The organism is Maribacter hydrothermalis (assembly GCF_001913155.1).
In the GTDB taxonomy this organism is placed as follows: Bacteria; Bacteroidota; Bacteroidia; order Flavobacteriales; family Flavobacteriaceae; genus Maribacter; species Maribacter hydrothermalis.
The window spans coordinates 2,847,676-2,869,730 of sequence record NZ_CP018760.1 but is presented as its reverse complement, the minus strand read 5'-3'; the positions used below and the strand labels follow the sequence as shown (position 1 = coordinate 2,869,730).

Sequence of the window (22,055 nt, the reverse complement as noted above, 5' to 3'; positions counted from 1 at the left end):
CTGTATTATGATTAATAATTGATAAATATCCAGCCTTTTATAGGAGGCGTACCATTCCCTAGATCTATTACATATAAGTAAGAACCTGATGGCAACATATCTGAATTTGATTTATGTCTACCACTCCAATCGTTCTGATATTTACTTGCAATAAATACTTCGTGTCCCCAGCGATTATATACTTGCACCAGATTATTTGGATAATTGTTTATCCCTGGAACAATCCAAGTATCGTTAATACCATCGCCGTTAGGCGTAAAAGCCTGGGCCGGTATTAATAAAGGTTCTTCTGTTGTTGGGAAGCTATCATTATCATCATTTACCCCGTCATTATCATCATCTAAGTCCGTACTATCCGGAATACCATCGTTGTCATTATCATTAGGGATATCATTTAAGTTGTTCGCATCTGTTCCCTCTTCTGCTTCAACCGCATCAGAATACCCATCATTATCATCATCGGTATCGGCATTATTGCCAATTCCGTCGTTATCTGTATCGATTGTTTCACTAGGATCATTAGGAAAAACATCTGTATTATCACCAACATTATCGCCATCTGAATCCGTATCTTCATTTGGATCATTAGGGAAGGCATCTGAATTATCTCCTGTACCATCACCATCGGTATCCTTAATTTCATTAGGATTATTTGGCAAATCATCAGTATTGTCGCCTGTTCCGTCACCATCGGTATCGGTATCTTCCGAATCATCTAACGGGAAGTCATCTTCCGCATTTAACGTACCGTCATTGTCAGCATCGGTATCGGCATTGTCGCCCGTTCCATCACCATCCGTATCGGTATCTTCCGAATCATCTAACGGAAAAGCATCTTCGGCATCTAGCGTACCATCATTGTCAGCATCCGTATCGGCATTGTCGCCAGTTCCGTCTCCATCGGTATCGGTATCTTCCGAATCATCTAATGGGAAATCATCTTCCGCATCTAACGTTCCGTCATTGTCATCATCGGTATCGGCATTGTCGCCTGTTCCGTCTCCATCGGTATCCGTATCTTCCGAATCATCTAATGGGAAGTCATCTTCCGCATCTAAAGTGCCGTCATTGTCATCATCGGTATCGGCATTGTCGCCTGTTCCGTCACCATCGGTATCGGTATCTTCCGAATCATCTAACGGGAAATCATCCTCTGCATCTAACGTACCGTCATTGTCATCATCGGTATCGGCATTGTCGCCTGTTCCGTCACCATCGGTATCGGTATCTTCCGAATCATCTAACGGGAAGTCATCCTCTGCATCTAACGTTCCGTCATTGTCATCATCGGTATCGGCATTATCGCCTGTTCCGTCACCATCGGTATCGGTATCTTCCGAATCATCTAACGGGAAATCATCTTCCGCATCTAAAGTGCCGTCATTGTCATCATCGGTATCGGCATTGTCGCCTGTTCCGTCTCCATCGGTATCCGTATCTTCCGAATCATCCAACGGGAAGTCATCCTCTGCATCTAACGTTCCGTCATTGTCATCATCGGTATCGGCATTGTCGCCTGTTCCGTCTCCATCGGTATCCGTATCTTCCGAATCATCTAATGGGAAGTCATCTTCCGCATCTAACGTTCCGTCATTGTCATCATCGGTATCGGCATTGTCGCCTGTTCCGTCTCCATCGGTATCCGTATCTTCCGAATCATCTAATGGGAAGTCATCTTCCGCATCTAAAGTGCCGTCATTGTCATCATCCGTATCGGCGTTGTCGCCTGTTCCGTCACCATCGGTATCGGTATCTTCCGAATCATCTAACGGGAAGTCATCTTCTGCATCTAACGTTCCGTCATTGTCATCATCGGTATCGGCATTGTCGCCTGTTCCGTCTCCATCGGTATCCGTATCTTCCGAATCATCCAACGGGAAGTCATCTTCCGCATCTAACGTTCCGTCATTGTCATCATCGGTATCGGCATTGTCGCCTGTTCCGTCACCATCCGTATCGGTATCTTCCGAATCATCCAATGGGAAATCATCTTCCGCATCTAACGTTCCGTCATTGTCATCATCGGTATCGGCATTGTCGCCTGTTCCGTCACCATCGGTATCGGTATCTTCCGAATCATCTAATGGGAAGTCATCCTCTGCATCTAACGTTCCGTCATTGTCATCATCGGTATCGGCATTGTCGCCTGTTCCATCACCATCCGTATCGGTATCTTCCGAATCATCTAATGGGAAATCATCTTCCGCATCTAACGTTCCGTCATTGTCATCATCGGTATCACATACATTACCCGCTCCATCACTATCCGTGTCCAATTGATCCGCATTTGCAATTGCAGGACAATTATCTATAGAATCTTTAATTCCGTCACTATCCGCATCTTCATCTACTTCATCGGTTATGGTTATTGTTAAAGTACCTTCATAGGTATTACCATCTTCATCTGTTGTTAAAATGCGGATGCTGTAAGTGGATTTAGTTTCAAAATCGAATATTTCGCTCGCTACCAAGTTTGCTCCAGAAATACTAAAACTAGCATTATCCGTATCGCCAGCACCTGCAATTAATTGAAACGTATGGGAATCACTAACATCTGCATCCGTAGCGGTTAAGCTACCAACAACATCATTTACTTCATTATTCTCTTCAATACTAGAAGGCGTACTATTTATTGCTGTAGGCGGATTACTAATATCAAATACAGGGCCCATAGTAAAGCTATGGTATAAAGTTCCTAAATTCCCTGCAGCTCCGCCATCTGGAGAACTCGTGCAATTTTTAAAAATTCCTTGATTCCCGGTAATTGGAGGATTGGTCCCAGAACCGACAAGTACCACATAGTAATTTGTATTCTCCAATAAATTTACACTACTATCAAAAGTGAACGTAATTTCGGAAGCAGCAGTATTGTTCGCAACTGTAGTTACCTGTGAAGTCTCAATTGAATTACTGAATTTTAATCCTGTGTCCGAAGAACCCGGCGCATTATCGACATCATATAACTCTAAATACAAATCATACGAATTCGTTGAATGGGTATTTGCTAATTTTAATGTAACCGTTTTTAATGTTCCTGCAACTGGCGTAGTCAATTCTTGCCAAGCAGCTGACCAACCTGTACTACAAGCTGCATCACTATTGCCTTCTCCTTCAGAGTTATTTGATGCCGTACCGCTCTCATTCGTCACGGTAATGGTAAAATCTTGTACGTTGTTTGGAACAACTGCCTCAATAGTTTGGGCATCAATTACGGTAAATGTAGCATTAAGACCACCTATTAGAACTTCATCGGCTGTTAAGAAATTTGTCCCGGTCAATGTTATGGTTTCTCCAAATGCCGCTGTAGAGGGGTTAATTTGGGTCAATGTCGGCGGAGCCTCTTTCGTATTTAATTCTTCATCTATAATTTCAGTATAAGCATCCGAAACGCCATCAAAATATTTAGAAACAAAATAGAAATCATACGCCGTTAACGCTGACAAACCTGTTAAATTAAAAACTTGCTCCTGGTCGGCAAGCATTGCCGCATTATCGGCCAAAACAACCGATACCCCGTTATAATCAACACCGGCTTCTATTTGAGCCTCGGTAGGTGGTGTTGAGCCACTAGGTACCAAAACATAATATCCTGTGCCGTCCGATACCGTTGTTGCGGCATAATCGGCAGAATTGTAAGTGATATTGTCAAATGCACCTATAGCTGCACTTGCAACTCTACTAATAATTTCATCAATTTCCGGTAATGTACCAGCACCATAATACCAAATAAGCTCATCGCTTTCGTTTACAGCTAAATCATCAAAGCGAACATAAAGTGCATAAGAACCATCTCCTGTTTGGGTTATAGCATTTGTTGCCGGGTCCTGGTTGGTAGCATTGGTAAACGAACAGCAACTACTAATTGTAGAATACGCTCTGTCCGAATTACTAAAAAATAGAATTGCTTCTTGCGCGGTAGAGATCTTAATTGCTTTCGCTTGGTCTGCTTGATTTGCTATTTGGACAAATTCTTCATCCACCAAATTACCTCTTTGTTTTGTTGGTACGTCAGTACCACCTACATAATCATCTCTGGTACCTACCCATAAACGAACGTTCGTTGCTGGTGAAGCACTAATATTGGTTATTTTTACCTTAATGGCAATGTAACCTTCGGGCTGTAGTAGTTCAAAAATATTTTCTACCCTGAACAGCTGACTATTAACCGTTATTTCACCCGTAGTTTTTATTTGTCCGTAACCTTCTCCTGTAGTATTATTGGTAATGGTAAAACCTGAATAATCGTATACTTGATTGGTTAAAACAGGGTTTTCATTAAAATTTCCGTTAATATTCCAGCTAGCGGACCCGTCACCACCTACACCCCAACGAATGTCTAATGGGTAATTACTATACGTTAGTTGTCGATACGTAGAACCATTATAATAAAATGGTTGCTGCATATTGCCCGCACTGTTTATAGAGTTTTCTATTCCACTACCAATTCGTAGTCGAGTGTTATTTAATACCCGATTGGTTTGCGAGTGTATGGTATACATATTGGCCAAAAACAAAAAGACCAATACTAGTTTTAGTGTATTGAATTTCATATTTAAACTTATTTTGGAGGTTATAATTGATTATTGGATACTTCCCAACCATTTTGGGTTTTCACAAAGTATAGTTCTTCATTCTTGGTTGTTCGTTCACCATTTACATCATAGGATAGATAGATGCGTACAAAAGCCTTTACCTCATCTATTTTTAATGTGTGAAATAGGAAATATGGAGGATTCCCCAAAGCATTTATATCTCCTTTATTTATAAGTACAACTGGCTTACCACTTACAACCAAATTTGAAGGTAGGTCCAATTCTACTCCATGGTTTAAGACATATAAGGTAGGAACGTCAGTAAAACTTACCGTAGATTCTTCCCATAATTTGGCATTATTTAAACTCTGCGAAATAATCGCTTCAGGTAGTTGACCTACATATTCATGTCCATTATTTTCCTGAGCCCTTACGGTACTAAAACAGGAATAAAAAAGAAGGAGGATTGTTATTAATTTGCTTACAATTTGTACACTTGTTTTCATAAAATAGTAATTAGATGATTTTGTATGTTTTATAGATGAACAGCAAAAATATCCGATTAAGTACTATTTTTCCTACCTTTGTTGTGTATCATTACTTTATTGTAGGTGTAATCCTTCAAATTGTAAGTGTGTTCTTTTTTTCTTTCCTATATTGAAGTAATTTACTTACAATTCCCTTAAACTATCGATACTTTATGGTGAACTACTGTAAGCTGTGGTTTTAATTCGGTTGACCTTTTGTTCATTCTACCCTACAATGCAGATTTAAATTTGAAATTGAATATTTCGTGGTCTTGCCTAGCGGTTGTTAACTTTTTATAAAAGTTGTCGGTTTTTATTTTTTAGATGTCGGCTATTCACTTATTATATTGATTATCAAGGTATACGTATTTACACATAGGCATATGGCTTAATTTGGTGTAAAGTTATTTTCAAGAACTGATCCCGGTAACGGTGTAGTTCACTTAGCCATTTTTATCGATGGAAGTCGTAAATTGTAACATCTACTTTTAATTGCCCTTTTTATCAAAACCTAATACTAGTATAAATGGCAGTTGTGCCTGCAGTTTATAGTTGTCAAGTTTTGGTCATTTTCGGTTTTCCTCTATCTTGTTAAAAATTATACGTATCTATTTATGAAATCAAGAATTTTTTCTAGTTATCTCGTACTGTTGAGCTTGTTAATTTTTGGAATTGCACATGGTCAGAAAGATATTATCGTGGATGCAGATACGGGAAACGAAGTTGATGACCTCTATGCCTTGGCCCGTATACTTATAGAACCCACGGTCAACGTAATTGCTTTAAATGCCGCGCATTGGCAAACGAGTCATTGGGCCGTTGAGAATTCTATGGAAAATAGTCACCGTTTAAACCAGCAGCTTCTTGGTGAAATGGGACTGTCCGTTAAAACCAATAGGGGAGCCATAGCTCGTATGTACGATTGGGGCGATCAAGCACAACATTCGGCAGCTGCGTACGAAATAATTAAACAGGCCAAGCAGCATTCCGAAGAACGTAAATTACCGATACTGGTATTAGGCGCGTTAACAAACGTTGCCTCCGCCCTATTTATAGACCCAAGCATAGCTTCTAAAATTAAGGTGCATTGGTTGGGTACCACGATGGATTTTGAACATAAAATTCTAAAGCGAAATGATTTTAACTGTGCAATGGATCAATTTGCACTCGACTATTTACTTGAATCATCAGTAGAAATGACCATTATGCCGGTAAGTGTTGCATCGGCCATGCACATAGATTTTGAGCTTATGAAGACCAAAATTGAGCATACGAGTTTGGGCAAGTTCTTAAACAAGCGCTGGTATGATCATATTGATTCGGGTAGAAGAAATAGAGTGCTTTGGGATTTAGCGTTAATTACCACCTTTATTTATCCAGAAATGGGAAAACTAACAACTGTTAAAACTTCTAGAGATAGTGGTAACAGGGAAATTAATTTTTATGAATCGGTCGATGCTCCCGCAATTTATGAGGATTTTTATTTGCATATTTTACAATTTTCCAAAAACTAATTTTTTACGTAAACAACCTCAGGGCAAGTCCAATAGGCATTTCTAGGAAGCTCTATTATTATTTCCAGGCAAGCCTCTTAACATTTAAATCTCAATTATCGAATAATTATCCCGAAGCAAGTCCGCCGGGACATTAAAAAGAAATTTAAAAGTAAATTACCATACTAGCTTGCCCAAACGGTAGTCAGGCGTCCCATCATTTATATCTTTATTATCGAACAAAGAAGCCGCTACTATGTATTGAACTCAATTTAATATTCATAAAATCAACTCTATTCCATAGAAATAATAGCCTAAATTTGATGAATCATAAACTATACGTATCAATGAAAAAATTAGCATCATTTATTCTTCTTGTGTTCTTATGTATGTCTTCAATTGAAGCACAAACAAATTTAAAAGAACGCACCGTCTCCGTAACAGGCATGGCGCCGTTAGAAAAAATAATCGACAACTACAGAATAAAAGCCACCCTTAGCATGGACCAGGTGTACTATGCCGATACCCGCTTAGAAAATCTAGATCAGTTAAAAAAACAATATTTTAATGCGCTTAAAGAACAAGGAATCGATATTTCTAAATTCGAAGAAAAAGAAATGGAATATTTTTCTTTAGGATACCAACGTGATGGTACTGTTCTTTACTACGAAACCAATTCTAAAGAAATAGCGATGAAATTAGTAAAGACCAATTTACAAGGGGTTTCATTACAATTTCAAGTAAAGCAATCTGTAGCTCCGGAAAAAAATAAGGAAGCGCTTGAAATTGCCTTAAAAGATGCCATGGCCAATGCCACACTACTTTGCAAGGCTATAAATACTACTGTTGGCGATATCATTTCTATTAGTAGCAACCAGTATAAAAATGAAGACTGGGTAAGTTACTACACCGATTACCAAGAACAATTTACGGTAAGCGTTGTTTACCAAATGAAATAAAAGGTACACCAATACTTTACAAAACAATAAAAAGTGGCTGTTTAATTCATAAGCAGCCACTTTTTATATATTCAAAAATAGCACGAGTGTAAACTACCTCGGGGCAAGCCCAAGAGGCATTCGCCCGAAACGAACTTTTAATTTCGAGGCAAGCCTCGGGGTATTATACCCTTTGGCGGTACCAATAAAAGCGCTTAGTTTAGCTCCAGTGGTTTCGCCGGCGTATTGGTAGCATTGGTTTCCAATTTTAAAATTTCAGCTACTGTAGGCGCCACTTGATTAGTGAACAGTTGTTCGTTGCTGACTTCTCCTTTTTTAGAAATGCCAGGACCTATAATGGCCAACCACGTGTGTTCCGCACCTTGCACATCCGCACCATGGCTCGTCCATTTAGAACTTTCCGCTACGCCATCGCCTCTACCGTGATCCGTAGTGATGATAAAATAGGTATTGTCTTTATAAAAGGTATCGTTTTGTACATACTCCCATAAATCGGCAATTAAGGCATCGGTATTTTGTAACGACTTCATATAAAAATCGAACGCGCCCTCATGTGCAAAATCATCCGTTTCACCATAAGCGATATAGACTAATTTTGGATGCTCTTTTTGTATATATTCCTTTGCAAAGTGATGGGTAAATACATCTAACCGTACACTCTCCCAGATTATAGGTGCCTGACGTTGTATTTCATTTAAAAATTTCTCCTTTTCATTCAACGCCCCAACAGCATCCATGTACCCTGCATTTACCGGCACACCACTTCTTTTATCATTGATGATAAACGGAAATACATCCCAGCTCGCAAAAGCCGCAACTTTACCCCTATATAGTTCTGAAGCATTGGCTGTTTCCAATAGGGTCACATTCTTGTTATAGTTTTTATCGTTACTGTTAATATGCTCATCATCTGCCTTACCGGTTAAAATTTCATTATACCCAGGGTAGGAAAACAACATTTTATTGGTAAGGTCTACCGTGCTACCTTTTGTTCTGTTCCCATGTAATTGACCTTCTTTTGCAATGGTATTCCAGAAAAAGGGCATGAGCATTTTTCTATTTTCTTCTTCAGATTTCCCTACATATTTACTGATTAACAATTCTTTATTATGGGTATAGTTGCTATTGAGTAAATTGGTATCGATACCTGTAAAAACATCTTGCCAACGCACCCCATCCAGGGTGATTAAAAATACATTCGGATTCTTTTCTTGCTGCCCTTTACTGGTCAACGAAGTAAGAATTAACGTTGCTAGTACTAATTTATGTAGTGTTTTCATTTGCATGTGGTTCCTTGTTCGTTGTTGGTTATTCGTTGATGGTTGTTCGTTGATGGTTGTTCGTTGATGGTTGTTCGTTGATGGTTGTTCGTTGATGGTTGTTCGTTGATGGTTTTAACGCTTCGCGTTGTAAGTACAAAGTACAAAGTATTAAGTACTTAGTACGCTTTACTAAATACAATATACTTAATACTTTGTACTTTGTACGTAATACTTTGTTGTTCGTTGTTCGTTGATGGTTGTCGGTTGCTTCGGCTACGCTCAGTGACCGATACCTTCAAAATGTCATTTCGAGCGCAGTCGAGAACTTTGGAACACACGATGTCACTTTGGCTACGCTCAGCGACCGATACTTTCAAAATGTCATTTCGAGCGCAGTCGAGAACTTTGGAACACACAATTTCACTTCGGCTACGCTCAATGACCGATACTTTCTAAATGTCATTTCGAGCGCAGTCGAGAACTTTGGAACACACCATGTCACTTCGGCTACGCTCAGCACAAGTGTTCGTTGATGAAAAAAAAACAAATTCAAATACAAGTTCAAGCTCAAAACTCAAGTTCAATTCAAAAGTGCGTATGATTGTTCATTGATGGTTGTTTGTTGTTCGTTGATGGCTGTTAAAATTAACGCTTTACTAAATACTTTGTACTTTATACTTAATACTTCGTTATTCGTTGTTCGTGATTTTAACGCTTTACTAAATACTTTGTACTTTCTACTTTGTACTCTGTACTTAATACTTTATACTTAATACTTTGTACTTTGTACTTTGTACTTCATACTCACTAACACCATAACAAAAAATAGCGCCCAACAACTATAATTGCGGGCGCCACTGTATATGCTTCTTCCGCAGTATTTATTTCTTTTTATAGGAATACGAATAGGTGTTTTTAGCATTCATTTGTGTGTCGTTCAGTACAAAAGCCATGTTCTTTAACTTATCCCTACGGTTAAGGTCGTTGGCTTCTTGTAGTACCGATTTGTCCGTTACTCCCGCTCGTGCTACAAATAAAGTTACATCGGCATGTTCGGAAATTAATAGGGTATCCGTTACCGGAATGGTCGGTGCGGTGTCCACAATAATTAAGTCGTAGAATTCTTTGGCCTGAGCAATAAAATCTTCAAAGGCATCGCTAGAAAGTAGCTGCGGCGCATTTGGCGGTATGGCACCACTAAGGCATACATGGTGTTGTTTACTGCTTTCCAAACCTGGGTACACATAATCTTGCCAGTTGGTTTCCGGGTGCTGTAAGTAGTCCGTTAGGCCTTTTGTATTGATGCCCATTTTAAAATAATTGTGCTGCTCCGGACTTCTTAGGTCTGCACCTACTAACAACACCTTTTTATTAATACTGGCATAGGCAACCGATAAATTATAGGCAATCAAACTCTTGCCTTCGTTCATGTTGCCCGAAGTTACAAAAATGGTACTTCCTTCTTTTTTCTTCCCTTTGGGCAGCATATAGTTGATATTGGTCGCCAAAATGCGGAACGACTCTGCCAATATAGAACGGTCATTAAAATCAGTAAAAATCTTATCGTTTTTAAAGTGCGGTATTTCCGCTAAAAATGGAATTGCGCTAGAAACACTCTCCACATCAGCCCGCTCTTCTACTTTATCGTTCAATGCAAATTTAATGTACAAAAATGCAAACGGAAGAAATAAGCCAAGCAGTCCGGCAATACCCAAAACCACTATTTTCTTTGGTGCTACGGGTATGGTGTTGGTTAACCCATAATCAACAATTTTTACCGAGGGTGCCGTCACCGCAAAATTAATGGCCGCCTCTTCTCTTTTTTGTAATAATAACAAGAACAAGTTTTCTTTAATACTCTGCTGACGCTCTATAGAACGTAACCGTTTCTCTTTTTCCGGTAGTCTCGAAAACACACTATTTACCTTGGACTGCTCTTGGTTTAACTGCCGTAATGAGGTACGTAATTGCGTTTGGTAAATGTTAATGGTTTTAATGATATTTACCTTTGCCCCTTCTAACTGGGTGGATAGCGCTACCAAACTTGGGTGTTGGGCACCCACGGTTTGCAATAACTTATTTCGTTGTAGCACCAAGTCGTTGTACCGGTCCACCAAATTGTTTAAACCTGTATTCTCTAAACCAACATCAACAGGAAGCAGTTCAAAAGCCGCCTGACCAATTACCGATTTTTTCAACAAGTCCGATAGTGAAATTTGAGTTTCTAAAGTAGCTACTTCACTTTCCGTATTGGATTTCCGCTCTAAGGAAATTCCGGCATCGGCTTCTATGTACGAAAGATTGTTTTCCTTTTTAAAATCTTCCTTTCCGCCTTCAATAGAATCTAGCTCCGTAGATAGGTATAAAAAACGTTCATCAATAAAATCAATCGTTCTACGCGATACTTGTTGTCGGTCTAAAATACCATCTTGGTTAAATTTCTTAACCAAGGTATTTAATATCGCCTCCGATTTTTCTACACTTTCTCCTTGTAAGGAAAGCGAAATTATATCACTGCTTTTTGAGGTAGGCTGTACTTGTAAGTCTCTCGCCAATTGCAAGTTTACCTCCTTATTAGAAGTTAACACCACCTCATAACTTACATTTTGAAACGATTGAAAATCGGCACCTGGCTGTAATTGTACTATAAAAGGCAGGCCTGTTAAAGAAGAATCCAATTGCGAAAATGAAATTGTTTTAGCATGTTCTTGTTCGTCAACTACATAAATTTCATTTTCATTTATCGTGAAGGTAAATGTTCTTGGTTCTACCAAACTATCTTCCGCAATGTCTTTTAGTACCTTAAACTGGGGATTCCAAACGGGTGTGGTCTTAATACTCCCTTTTTTAAAATAGGACACGCCCAAGTTTAAATCTTCTACTACTTGATTAAGTATTCTGTACGATTTTAAAATCTCGGTTTCATTATCCATATTAATTTTAGAAGTATTTCCTAAAACGGATAAAGGATTTGTAGCGACATCTATTTCTTTGGTTTCGTCTACAATTTTAATTTTTGAAGTAGACTGGTATATGATTGGCGCATAGCGCAAATACATAACGGCCAAAGCCAAGCACAAAACAAGTGCCCCTATAAACCAAGGCCAATATCTAAGGTATTTCTGAACAATTGCTTTTAAGTTTAAAGGCTGGTCGTTTTCCTCAAGATCTAAACTAAACGGAGCGTCTTTCATGAATATAAATCAAGATTATGCATAAGTGGACAAATTTAAAGAATCATTACCAATTGGGAACATAATTCATTGATGTTTAATGGGTCTTCCACAAGTTTTCCCATCCTAAATTTAAAAAACAAGGGCCTTGGGTCATTTCGCTATATTTTATATCGTTATGAAATCCGTTCCATTCTATAATATGTATTTTTTCTTCTTCATCAATTGCTACATCCCAGCCTATACATCCAATATATGGGACGTTCTCGTGAAGTTCTTTACATAGCTCAATTGCCTCTCTATACTTAGGAATGATTTTATTTTTAAAACGTTCTTTACTATCTGGGTGAACATTGGTTGAACTCCAATTAGACAAATGTCCAAATTCTGCCAACTCACCTGTATTACAATCGACAGCAACTGCAATTTGGGCTTTCCCATTTACATGTGTTTCACCCGCTCTGCCAAATTTTATATAGGAAGCCCTAACTTCTATCGTATTCGTTGCATTAACGACAGTGGTTATTCTTAAAGTTGTTAAAGCACTAGCACAAAATTGTTTAAAAAAAGCATGTTGATGAATAAAATTTTGAACTACACCGTTACCCAATTCATTTATTTCATCACTATTAAAATTTATCTTAGAAAAACAATACACTCCTTTTCCTTTTAGCGAGTTATCTTTTTTAAAAACTATCTTATCACTTTGTTCAAAAAATACGTCAGCCAAGTCAGCATGTTTTAATAGCTTTTTATCTTTTGAGATCCATTTGCCATTTGCACTATAGGCCTGATCGGGAAATAAGGTGGTTTCAAAGAAAGAATTGGTTATCATATTACTAAAGGACAATTGGCCATGTGCCCCTTGTACTTTAGGAACGACAATTTCTCTATAATAATTATCAGGAATCCAACCTTCTTTAAATACACCAGCATTAATGGTATATACATATAGCCACGGCGCAAATCGTTTAGACCCTAAAACTTCTATGGCATAGTCATCTGCTTTCTTTCTATCTAACTTAGAAATTGCATTTTTCACTTTAGAAAACTCATTATATATAGTTAAAGCCTCCTTTTTATGTAAATAATGAAACCGCTTATTTTCTATGAGTTGAAATAATTTTTTAAGGGATGTAAGTGTGCTCAATGAATACGGCATTTTGGAAGAGTAAAACTAAACACAAATATTATCCTTTTTTAGGTGCTATTTTATGTTTGAATACTTCTAAAATAAATTTAGGTGTAGAAACTAAATTGCGTTCAGCCAATCTTTTTGGTTCTTTAAAGAATCGTGGTAACCACTCTAAACCATGTTTTATCCAAAAAGGATGCGAACGTTTTACAGTACCCGCATAAAAATCAAAAACGGCACCTATGCAACAGGTGATTTCTACATTTAGGGCGTCTTTATGTGCATGAACCCATTTTTCTTGTTTGGGGGCTGTCATACCCACAAACAACACATCTGGTTTAAATGCATTTACTTGGTCGCACATTTCTTTACTGTCCTCCGCAGAAAATTCACTTTTAAAAGGTGGAGAATACATACCAATAGTAATATTAGGGTATTCTACCGCTGCTTTTGAACGAATTAAATCCAATTCATTTTGCGAAGCACCAAGAAAAAAACAACTGCCTTTATTCTCTTCTAAATAGTCCAATAAGTAAACAAAAATATCAAAGCCGGCAATCTTACTTATTTTTCTGTCTTTTAAAACTTTGCCAGCCCATACAATCCCTATTCCATCCGGTAATAAAACATCTGAACTTAAAAGTGCATTTTTAAATTCCGCGTCTTTTTCCGCCATACAATAACTATGTGGATTTATGGTATTAATGAAGGTTTTCGATTTAACCGGTAATTCAGGAAGCTTTGTAATAACGTTATAATCAAATATCTGCATAAGTGGACTCTTGAGTAAAATTTTAAACTTGGGGGAATGGCATTATGAATATATAAATTTACATTTTCTTACAAAAAAAAATGAGCTCAATCAAGTTAATATTGACCCGCAACCGTAAATTTTATTCTTATTAAAAACACAGTTAACATACATTTTAAAGTTGGGTTTACATATTAAATTTTGTTAATGCCTTTTTTACTAGCATCGATTCTCTTACTTTTAATTTAAAAGTTACATTAAACTATTTCTTCCAAAATTTGTGAGAATCTTTCTTCAAACTTATCTAAAGTAAAGAATTCATTAAAATTTTCTTTCCCAATTTCTCCCATTTTAACACGTAATTCCGAATTTGTTATAAGGAGTTCAATTTTTTTAGCAAGTTCTAAGGAATCCTGTCTTTCAACTAAAAATCCTGATTGGTTATTCTTTACAATATCTGGTATACCCCCTTCATTGGTTGAGATAATTGGCAAGGAGAGCTGCGAAGCTTCCAATAAAACCAATGGAAAGCATTCATTTTTTGTGGGAAAAACAAATATATCGCTATTTTCGAAAGCAATCTCTTTTTCTAAACCATACTTTGGACCATCATAACAGACACAATCAGAAAGGCCTAATTCATTTACTTTTGCAATAAATTCCGCAAGACTTATATCCCCAATATTACCAATGAATCTGCAAAAAAAAGGTACTCTTTTATTCTTTAGGATTTGACAAGCCATAAGCAAATCAAATACGCCTTTGGAAGCTATAAGATTAGATAAAAATAAGAGCTGTACTACTTCATTCTTCACAAGACTTGACTTCAATGAACTATTTGTTAATGGAATTCCATTTGGACAAATATGAACATTTTCTACTGACACATATTTTTTGACATCTTCATACAAATAATTTGATAATAATATCACTTCTGACCCTTTAAAAACCTGCCTATAAAATAAATTGTCTAACCATTGATGCTGTTTTGTTTTCACCCCTTTGTTATGAAAATGTAGCACAATTTTTTTACTAAATATTTGACTTAAAAACACGACAATAGCATCTTTAAAAAAACCTGCACCAGACGAGGTTAAAGTAATATAAACAAGTTTGGGTTTATCCTTGTATAAGTGTTTTAGTGTATTATATAATATCTTAATATATCTTTTAATTTTCAGAAAACTTCCATATCCAATTTCATTTACTTTTGTTGATGTTCCTAGATTAATATAATTTATTTTGAATTTATTATTAATCAAATTACTTTCCATTATAAATTTACCTACCATTGCCGCACCATGAACAGGTGGCGGGTAGTGTAAAACGGCCAGTATATTCTTCGATTTCCGGTCTTTTTCAGATAATAATGAGTCATACAAATAAAGCAACTGATCATAAACCTTTGTACTATTATATCTTAAAGCCGCCTTTTTCCGAGCGTTATTCCCCAGTAAGCTTCTTTTTTCATCGTCGGTAAACAACTCTTTAATAGCTCCTGTTAATCCAATTACATCACCCGGTTGCACCAGTATCCCTGTTTCATTATGCTCAATAATATTCGCCATTGCCCCAAGGTTACTCGTTATGATAGCCTTACCATGTTTCATAGCACTGGTTAGCACATTAGGAAAACCTTCGTACCACTTACTTGGTACTACAATGATTTTTGAGGATGCATACAAATCATCTAATTGTTTACCTGCAATAAAACCGCGCCATTCTAAATTAATTGGAAATTCCTCAATTAAATACGATAAATTTTTTGGTATACTGCCGGCTATTACGAATGGAACATTCGGCAAAAAAGATGCTGCCTTAATAAACTCTTTAATTCCTTTTTCTTCACTTACCCTACCAATAAACGTTACATATTCTGGTATTAAATTAGATTTCGAAATACTATTCTTTGAACTTAAGCCTGGTAACACAAACAGTTTGTTTGCAGGTATACCATTATCTATAAATTTTTGTTTCTGAAAAGCCGATTGTACAATGTAAGCGTCCATAGCGCTAGTAACATGCCAAAAAGTACGTGCCAAGAAATTACGGAGTGCATAGCCTACACTCTTGGGCACATCATTTTCACAATTCTTAAGAATACAATTAAGTTCCCGTGTTCCGCTTAGGCATTTTTCGCAAATAGCACCTTGGCCGTCTAAATGCAAGCCAGTAGGGCAAAAAATACGATAGTTAGGGCAACGCATTACCAAGGGTATACCTCTACGTTTTATGGTCTTTACAATACCAGGGGATATAAAAGGATATAAGTTTTGAACTTGAATTACATCGGGTTGAAATTCATCTAACAAGACTTTAAGTTCATGTACTGCCCTAGGATTATACACACCCGAAAAAAAAGCTTGCACCTTTCTAAGAAAAGAATCATTAATCACATCAGAAAAACGCCTAAACCATTTTACTTCATGGCCATTCTGCTCTAAAATTTCTTTTAAGGATTCTGCGGCGTATTCCTCACCTGTAGTGTTACTTGCGTAATTGTTATGAATAAAGAGTATTTTCAAAAGCCTTATTTGTTCTAGTTATTTATTCCCTTGAATTTAGCCAAGAACCAAACTCAAAATCTTTTTCGGGGGGAGTAAAAACACCAAAACCATTACAAGGGTAAAAGGTCATTTCTCCGAAATAGATTCTACCTTCTATATTATAAAAGTCTACACGTACAAATTTAAAATTTCTAGCCAATTTACGTGCTAAATCAACCATAACATTTAAATTTTTTGGCCTCGGCAAATCTTTTTCAGATTGTGGGTACCATAATCCAAATGGAAGACGATTCCACTCTAAGTCATAAAAATTTAGGGTGTGATCTATAAACCGATTCCTATCTATTTGTATATGTTTAGGCTCTCCATGAAAGCAGTGAAATTTATAATCGACTAGCGCATTCTCGTTTTCATTGGCCAAGAACTGTTCGCAAATAATACGCGGTGGCACATGGTTATATGCATGCTCTCCCCAAAGCTGGTAAAAATTGGTTTTTAACCATGTATCCATTTTACGCTTTGCACCGTCAATGTCAAAGTCCGCTTTGTTTTTACATATTAAAATCATATCTGCCCCATGGGTGCCTTTTAATACAAATTGTTGAGGTAAAGTTTCAAAATCAACCTCAGTTACAGTGTCATAAACCCCATATAAGTCATTTAAATATTGAGCTCCAATTTTTTCTTCTACATAGACCCTTACCGCATATTTATCTACTAGTTCCGTATAAATAGGTGCACGGTCATACAAATTTTGCCAAATAATAGTGGCCATTAGGGTATCCGGCTTTTTTAAATTGAGCGGGCGCTTAAACGTATAATAATAGCGTATTTGATAATATAATTTATCGGTAGTACATTTTCGCAAACATTTAAGCAAAAACCTTTTAAAATTAGTTTTATATTTTCTTTCATTAGTATTCATTGAACAATATCTATAATACAGGGATTAAGATGTCTATTTTATCCTGAAAACTAAATGGCATTGTACTTTCTCTTATAGAATGAATAGTATGAGGATTCCCATCGATACTCTTCAGTAATTGGTCCAACTTCTCTTCAAATTCTTTTGCATTTGTTGGGTCAAATAAAATTCCATTTTTCTCATTGATTAGAGTGGATGCACCCGCAACTTTTGAACAAAGCACTTTACACCCTCCAAGGAGGGCTTCGTTAACTACAGCACCAAATGGCTCATAAATACTTGGTAGTACAAAAATTTGAGAAATATTAAACCACGCATATAAACCAATTCCTTGTCTTTGTCCTAAAAAAAGAATATTTTTTGAGACATTAAGCATATTACCCTCATTTTTTAATTCTAATTCTAGAGGCCCTTCTCCAATAACAACTAGTTTCCAATCTTTACTTTTTATTCTCCCGCAAGATTTCAACAACATTGACACGTTTTTCACCTCGGCTAAACGACCAACAAAAAGAATGATTTTAACACCATTCAATTTAAATTTTTCAATTAGCCTATTTGATTCAATAATACTTTTATTTAGCTGATTCCTGAAATTAAAATCGTCATGTATAATAGGTAACTCAAAAGCTTTTATTTTAGAAGAAACATTATTATTATACCAATCGCCTACTATAGAACTTGGAAAAATTACGCCATCAATTCTTTTTGCTATAAATCTCCTTAGTAATAGTCTAAATCCTTTTCTTTTTTTAGCTATTTCCATACTATCATCACAAAACGTATACATACGGAATTTCTTCGCCGATAAATAATAGTAAATTAAAGTTAGTATTGTAACTTGATTAAATTCACAACATAAAACTATTTCAGGCTTCTCTTTCTTTAAAATTTTCCAAATACCAAATGCAAAAAAGCGTTTCTTTAATGTAAATCCACTTTTGATATAATTAATTTCAAATGAACATTTTGATTGCAAATACCCTGATTCAAATGAATGATAAGCTTGATCCGGATAATAAAAATAAAATATTGCCGTAAATTTTTTGGCCAAATTGTTAAATAAATCTACGCGATATGGAGCCAATGCCGGATGCAATATTAATATCCTCTTTTTCACCTTATATTATTATTTTCTAAAAGTAATTTATATACATTATCCAAAGTTGTAATTTTATCCTTCCAGCTATAACATTTTGCTCTATTAAGCGCTCCTTGACTTAACTTTAATCGTAATTTTTCATCCCAAAATAATTTTAAAATTGCATCTTTAATTTCCAAAGTTGCAATTTTAGGACTTGAAATGCTTATTCGAAAACCGCAATCTTCTGTTACAACATCAGCAAAACCACAATGATTTAGACATATTATAGGCAATCCACTAGACAATGCTTCTAATGTTACGGTTGAAGTTAAATCACTTATACTAGTAATTATAAAGACATGACCTTTTCGCATAATTGTTACAGCCTGCGATTGTTTTACCCATCCATGCCAAACTATATTCTGAGATATATTATATTTTTCAGCAATTTTCATCCACTTTTCAGTCATCTCTCCTTGGCCTAAAACATTTAGCTTATAACTTACATTAATCTCTTTTAATGCTCTTAATAATAATTTAAGATTCTTACCCGGAGTATGTAAACCACTCCATACAATATTTAATGGCTCGTTTTCTTTTCGCTGATTAACAGCTAAGATATTATTATTTAGCTGTCCTACTTCACTGAGTATTACAGATTCTTTTGACCATACTTTTTTTGCAATAATTCCAACCTTTTCAGTTGCAGATATTAAAACCATATTATCACGTCTTGTAGCAAGTTTTGGTCTTAAATAAAAATTTCTCTGATATAAATTTATAATATTACGAAATGAATAAAATACAAATCCTTTAAAACCTAAAGTTGGAAGAAAAGACCATGGTGAATTTTCTAAACCACCAATTGGCCCCCATACAAAGGGCTTATTAATTTTCCAAAGATAGCCGGGCTCACGATAGCCTACCATATTTAATTGATGAATAACATCAAAATCATATTCTTTATCTAACTTCAATGCAAGATTATAAGCTTTGTACTGCCAATCTTTATAATACCAATAATAACTTGGTGGCCACAACTTCCTTAATTTGTCATTTTTTACTATTGGAATAAAATAAAAGCTAACATTAAGGGATTTATTAAGGTATAAATATTCTTGAACTGAGTCTTCAAACTCAATTTTTTCGGTAATTACATGAACTTCAAAATATTCAGAAAGGCCTGTTACAAAATTCCAACCCATTCCAGGTTCTGAACCCCTATGAGGCCCACAAGCGAACGCCGAAATTAATAACCTAGTTTTTTTCAATCTTTATAAAATTTTTTTAACACCTTCAATCATTGCATTAGCTTGATAGGTTGGAGTGTAATTTTCTTTTATGCTACTTATACAAATTTGACTGAGTTCTCTACTTTTTTTTCTATTTTTTATCCAATATTCCAATTTATTGACCAAATCAGAAAAGTTGTTATATGCATATAATATACCATTGACACCGTCATTTATCACCTCAACCTCAGGATTTTGAAAAATAAAATTATCATGAGTCAAAACAGGAACTCCATATGCCATAGAATGAATGCAATTTAATCCAACATTTCCGGGTGATACCAATAAGTCTGCTATTTTAAAATATTGATGAACATATTTTTCATCATAAATACCCCCCACAAACCTAAATTGCTCTCCTAAATTTAAATTACTTACAAGGTCTTGTAGTTTTAGTTTTTCTGGACCTTCTCCAATAATTATGCAATTTATAAGGATTCCACTGTTTCTTAACTTACCTACCGCTTTAACAATTTCGTGTACTTTTTTATTTTCTACCAACCTACCCATAAAAAGAATGGTAAATGCTTTATTTAAAAAGGAAAGCTTGTTGGTGATTTCATTAAATAACTCTACATCAAAATTTTCATATTCTAATTGTTGTTTTTCAAAATCTAATGAATTATTAATTACAAATAATTTATTAGGGTCATAGCCTTTTTTAACCATTACATCTTTTTGCGTTTTACCATATAAAAACATACCATCACCTATAAATCTGAATAACACTAACCTTAAAAAAGCTTTAAAACCTTTATCAAGGCCCCTATCCCCATGGGACCAAAAAATCACTTTCCTTCTAAATATTTTACAAAGTATTGATTGGAACCATACTCCTATATGAGAGATAGCACCTTCAAAAACATATACTTTATATTCTCCCTTAAAAATAGACCTTGATATTCCAGTTTGCCATAAAAGCAAATCTGGTTTATAAAAATAATTTTTAGTTCTAGTCCAATTTATTTGATTCAAATCACTTTCGGACACTGTAGCTTGGCTAATTGTCTGAATGCCCTTTTGACTTTTTATATCCCCAAAAATGTTAAACCTAAAATTGCCAGTACTTTTCGATAATTTCTTAAAAAGACCAACTCGATAAATTGGCATTATTTTACAAACTATTGCAATTTTTATCATGATAACTGGTTTATGTAAGCAAAAAAAATTCTATTTAATAGGGTAAAAAATAATTGTCAAATTGGTAGTGTAAATTTATTATTACAACATATTAATAGCCAGTTTTCACACTTATGTTATTAATAAAAAATATAAAATAAAATAGGATAGAAATTAACATAAAAGGTTGCATTAGATAACTTTCAAAAAAAGCACCGATTAAAATTCCAAGTAATATCCCTCTATTCAAATTATCAACTTTTATTACTGATTTTATAATTAAATAAGCAAAAAACAAAATCGCTAATACACCACCACCCGCTAAAAGTTCAACAAATGAGGAATGTAATGATAGATATTCTAATCTATCCAAATAAAACAATCCTATACCTTGATTTCGCGCTAAAATAATATCATTTAAATTTAAAAGACCAAATCCCCCAAACCAACCATTTTGATTGATTTCCTCTATTGCCAACATCCAAATTGTTAACCGTCCAGACGTAATTGTATTTATATTTTCAACAGTTATTAAATTCAAGTAATGGTAAAATTCAATTATCATTATTGAAATGAAAGTGTAAAAGAATATAGCAACAAATCCTTTTATTCTTGAAAACACTAAAACATAAAAAGGAATTATCAGAGTAATCATTAAAGCATTCCTTGACGTAAACAGCACTATAATAAAATAAACAAGAAGAAGTACATAATTAAATATCGAAACATCTTTTTGTAAATTATTAAATCTTAAATAAAATGAAATAATAAATCCAGTTGCCGCAAATAACCCAAAATGAATTTCATCCTGAAAAAAACCCCCAAAATTTTCGTCAAAATTTATCATATTAACGCCTGTACCATAAGCCAGAATAAACCAAAAAACAAAATTTGAAAACAGAATAACTCGGAATAGACTTAGTATTTTAATCTTGGTTAATTCTAAAATATTTGTTCTATTTTTTAATGCGATAATTGAAATATAATTCTTGATAAATAAAAAATAGAAAACAAAATAAATTGGAAAAGCTATATTAGCTAAGAAGTTATTATTCGTGGATGAAATATAATAAAAAGAATTAAAAACTAATATAACAGCAATTAAAATAAATAAAGCATAATTTTTAAGCTTAATTTTTAACACTGAATTTAAATTCAAAAACAAACTTGTAGATATAAAAAGTATACAAAAAACCAACTTCCCAATACTTCCAATCTCAGCTATAGTTTCATTAAATTTTATTGAATTCATAACTATTAATGTTATGTAAACAAATAATGAAATATTTAGTAAAG

General features: G+C 35.1%; 14 protein-coding genes. 2 read left to right on the top strand and 12 right to left on the bottom strand.

The features are described from left to right. Positions 1–11: 11 nt before the first annotated feature. Both BTR34_RS12220 and BTR34_RS12215 read right to left on the bottom strand, forming a co-directional pair. Positions 12–4,550, bottom strand: coding sequence for a T9SS type B sorting domain-containing protein (locus BTR34_RS12220; RefSeq protein ID WP_074472136.1), 4,539 nt, complete (start codon positions 4,548–4,550; stop codon positions 12–14). Between the two features lie 20 nt (positions 4,551–4,570). Next, entirely contained in the window at positions 4,571–5,038 is a 468-nt protein-coding gene (locus BTR34_RS12215; protein WP_068483849.1) for a hypothetical protein, read from the bottom strand. 635 nt (positions 5,039–5,673) lie between these two features. Here BTR34_RS12215 and BTR34_RS12210 point away from each other — a divergent pair. Next, positions 5,674–6,573 (top strand): nucleoside hydrolase, encoded by a 900-nt coding sequence (locus BTR34_RS12210; RefSeq protein ID WP_068483847.1) that lies wholly within the window; start codon positions 5,674–5,676, stop codon positions 6,571–6,573. Between the two features lie 326 nt (positions 6,574–6,899). Continuing rightward, the gene (locus tag BTR34_RS12205; protein WP_197496148.1) at positions 6,900–7,511 is read left to right on the top strand and encodes an SIMPL domain-containing protein; all 612 of its coding nucleotides are present in this window, start codon (positions 6,900–6,902) and stop codon (positions 7,509–7,511) included. Between the two features lie 194 nt (positions 7,512–7,705). On the opposite strand, the gene BTR34_RS12200 is transcribed toward BTR34_RS12205, so the two are convergent. The 10 genes from BTR34_RS12200 to BTR34_RS12145 all read right to left on the bottom strand — a co-directional run bounded on the left by BTR34_RS12200 (position 7,706) and on the right by BTR34_RS12145 (position 22,011). Further along, the gene (locus tag BTR34_RS12200) at positions 7,706–8,791 is read right to left on the bottom strand and encodes an alkaline phosphatase family protein (RefSeq protein WP_068483867.1); all 1,086 of its coding nucleotides are present in this window, start codon (positions 8,789–8,791) and stop codon (positions 7,706–7,708) included. Positions 8,792–9,654: 863 nt separating this feature from the next. Then, positions 9,655–11,967, bottom strand: a complete 2,313-nt coding sequence (locus BTR34_RS12195; protein ID WP_068483840.1) for a GumC family protein — start codon at positions 11,965–11,967, stop codon at positions 9,655–9,657. Positions 11,968–12,043: 76 nt separating this feature from the next. Beyond that, positions 12,044–13,096, bottom strand: coding sequence for a sugar-transfer associated ATP-grasp domain-containing protein (locus tag BTR34_RS12190; RefSeq protein ID WP_197496147.1), 1,053 nt, complete (start codon positions 13,094–13,096; stop codon positions 12,044–12,046). 40 nt (positions 13,097–13,136) lie between these two features. Continuing rightward, positions 13,137–13,853 carry a WecB/TagA/CpsF family glycosyltransferase gene (locus BTR34_RS12185; protein ID WP_068483838.1) on the bottom strand — a complete coding sequence of 239 codons (717 nt, stop codon included), beginning with the start codon at positions 13,851–13,853 and terminating at the stop codon, positions 13,137–13,139. Positions 13,854–14,089: 236 nt separating this feature from the next. After that, complete coding sequence (locus tag BTR34_RS18610) at positions 14,090–16,357, bottom strand: glycosyltransferase family 4 protein (RefSeq protein WP_082960137.1); 2,268 nt, start codon at positions 16,355–16,357, stop codon at positions 14,090–14,092. A 22-nt stretch (positions 16,358–16,379) separates the two neighbouring features. Further along, a complete protein-coding gene (locus BTR34_RS12165; RefSeq protein WP_235843185.1) occupies positions 16,380–17,114 on the bottom strand; it encodes an ATP-grasp fold amidoligase family protein in 735 nt (244 codons plus the stop codon). Between the two features lie 160 nt (positions 17,115–17,274). Further along, complete coding sequence (locus tag BTR34_RS12160) at positions 17,275–18,384, bottom strand: glycosyltransferase (RefSeq protein ID WP_068483828.1); 1,110 nt, start codon at positions 18,382–18,384, stop codon at positions 17,275–17,277. Next, positions 18,381–19,619, bottom strand: a complete 1,239-nt coding sequence (locus BTR34_RS12155; RefSeq protein WP_068483826.1) for a glycosyltransferase family 4 protein — start codon at positions 19,617–19,619, stop codon at positions 18,381–18,383. Before BTR34_RS12155 ends, BTR34_RS12160 begins: the two co-directional genes overlap by 4 nt. A gap of 3 nt (positions 19,620–19,622) precedes the next feature. Beyond that, on the bottom strand, positions 19,623–20,780 hold the full coding sequence (locus BTR34_RS12150; RefSeq protein WP_068483824.1) for a glycosyltransferase: 1,158 nt from the start codon (positions 20,778–20,780) through the stop codon (positions 19,623–19,625). Positions 20,781–20,871: 91 nt separating this feature from the next. Continuing rightward, positions 20,872–22,011 carry a hypothetical protein gene (locus BTR34_RS12145; protein ID WP_157483802.1) on the bottom strand — a complete coding sequence of 380 codons (1,140 nt, stop codon included), beginning with the start codon at positions 22,009–22,011 and terminating at the stop codon, positions 20,872–20,874. Between the last annotated feature and the right edge of the window lie 44 nt (positions 22,012–22,055).

Bases quoted from the DNA above. Each gene is read 5' to 3' on its own strand.
- BTR34_RS12220 (WP_074472136.1), bottom strand. From the start codon at position 4,550: ATGAAATTCAATACACTAAAACTAGTATTGGTCTTTTTGTTTTTGGCC.
- BTR34_RS12215 (WP_068483849.1), bottom strand. From the start codon at position 5,038: ATGAAAACAAGTGTACAAATTGTAAGCAAATTAATAACAATCCTCCTT.
- BTR34_RS12210 (WP_068483847.1), top strand. From the start codon at position 5,674: ATGAAATCAAGAATTTTTTCTAGTTATCTCGTACTGTTGAGCTTGTTA.
- BTR34_RS12205 (WP_197496148.1), top strand. From the start codon at position 6,900: ATGAAAAAATTAGCATCATTTATTCTTCTTGTGTTCTTATGTATGTCT.
- BTR34_RS12200 (WP_068483867.1), bottom strand. From the start codon at position 8,791: ATGAAAACACTACATAAATTAGTACTAGCAACGTTAATTCTTACTTCG.
- BTR34_RS12195 (WP_068483840.1), bottom strand. From the start codon at position 11,967: ATGAAAGACGCTCCGTTTAGTTTAGATCTTGAGGAAAACGACCAGCCT.
- BTR34_RS12185 (WP_068483838.1), bottom strand. From the start codon at position 13,853: ATGCAGATATTTGATTATAACGTTATTACAAAGCTTCCTGAATTACCG.
- BTR34_RS12165 (WP_235843185.1), bottom strand. From the start codon at position 17,114: ATGGCCACTATTATTTGGCAAAATTTGTATGACCGTGCACCTATTTAT.
- BTR34_RS12150 (WP_068483824.1), bottom strand. From the start codon at position 20,780: ATGATAAAAATTGCAATAGTTTGTAAAATAATGCCAATTTATCGAGTT.
- BTR34_RS12145 (WP_157483802.1), bottom strand. From the start codon at position 22,011: ATGAATTCAATAAAATTTAATGAAACTATAGCTGAGATTGGAAGTATT.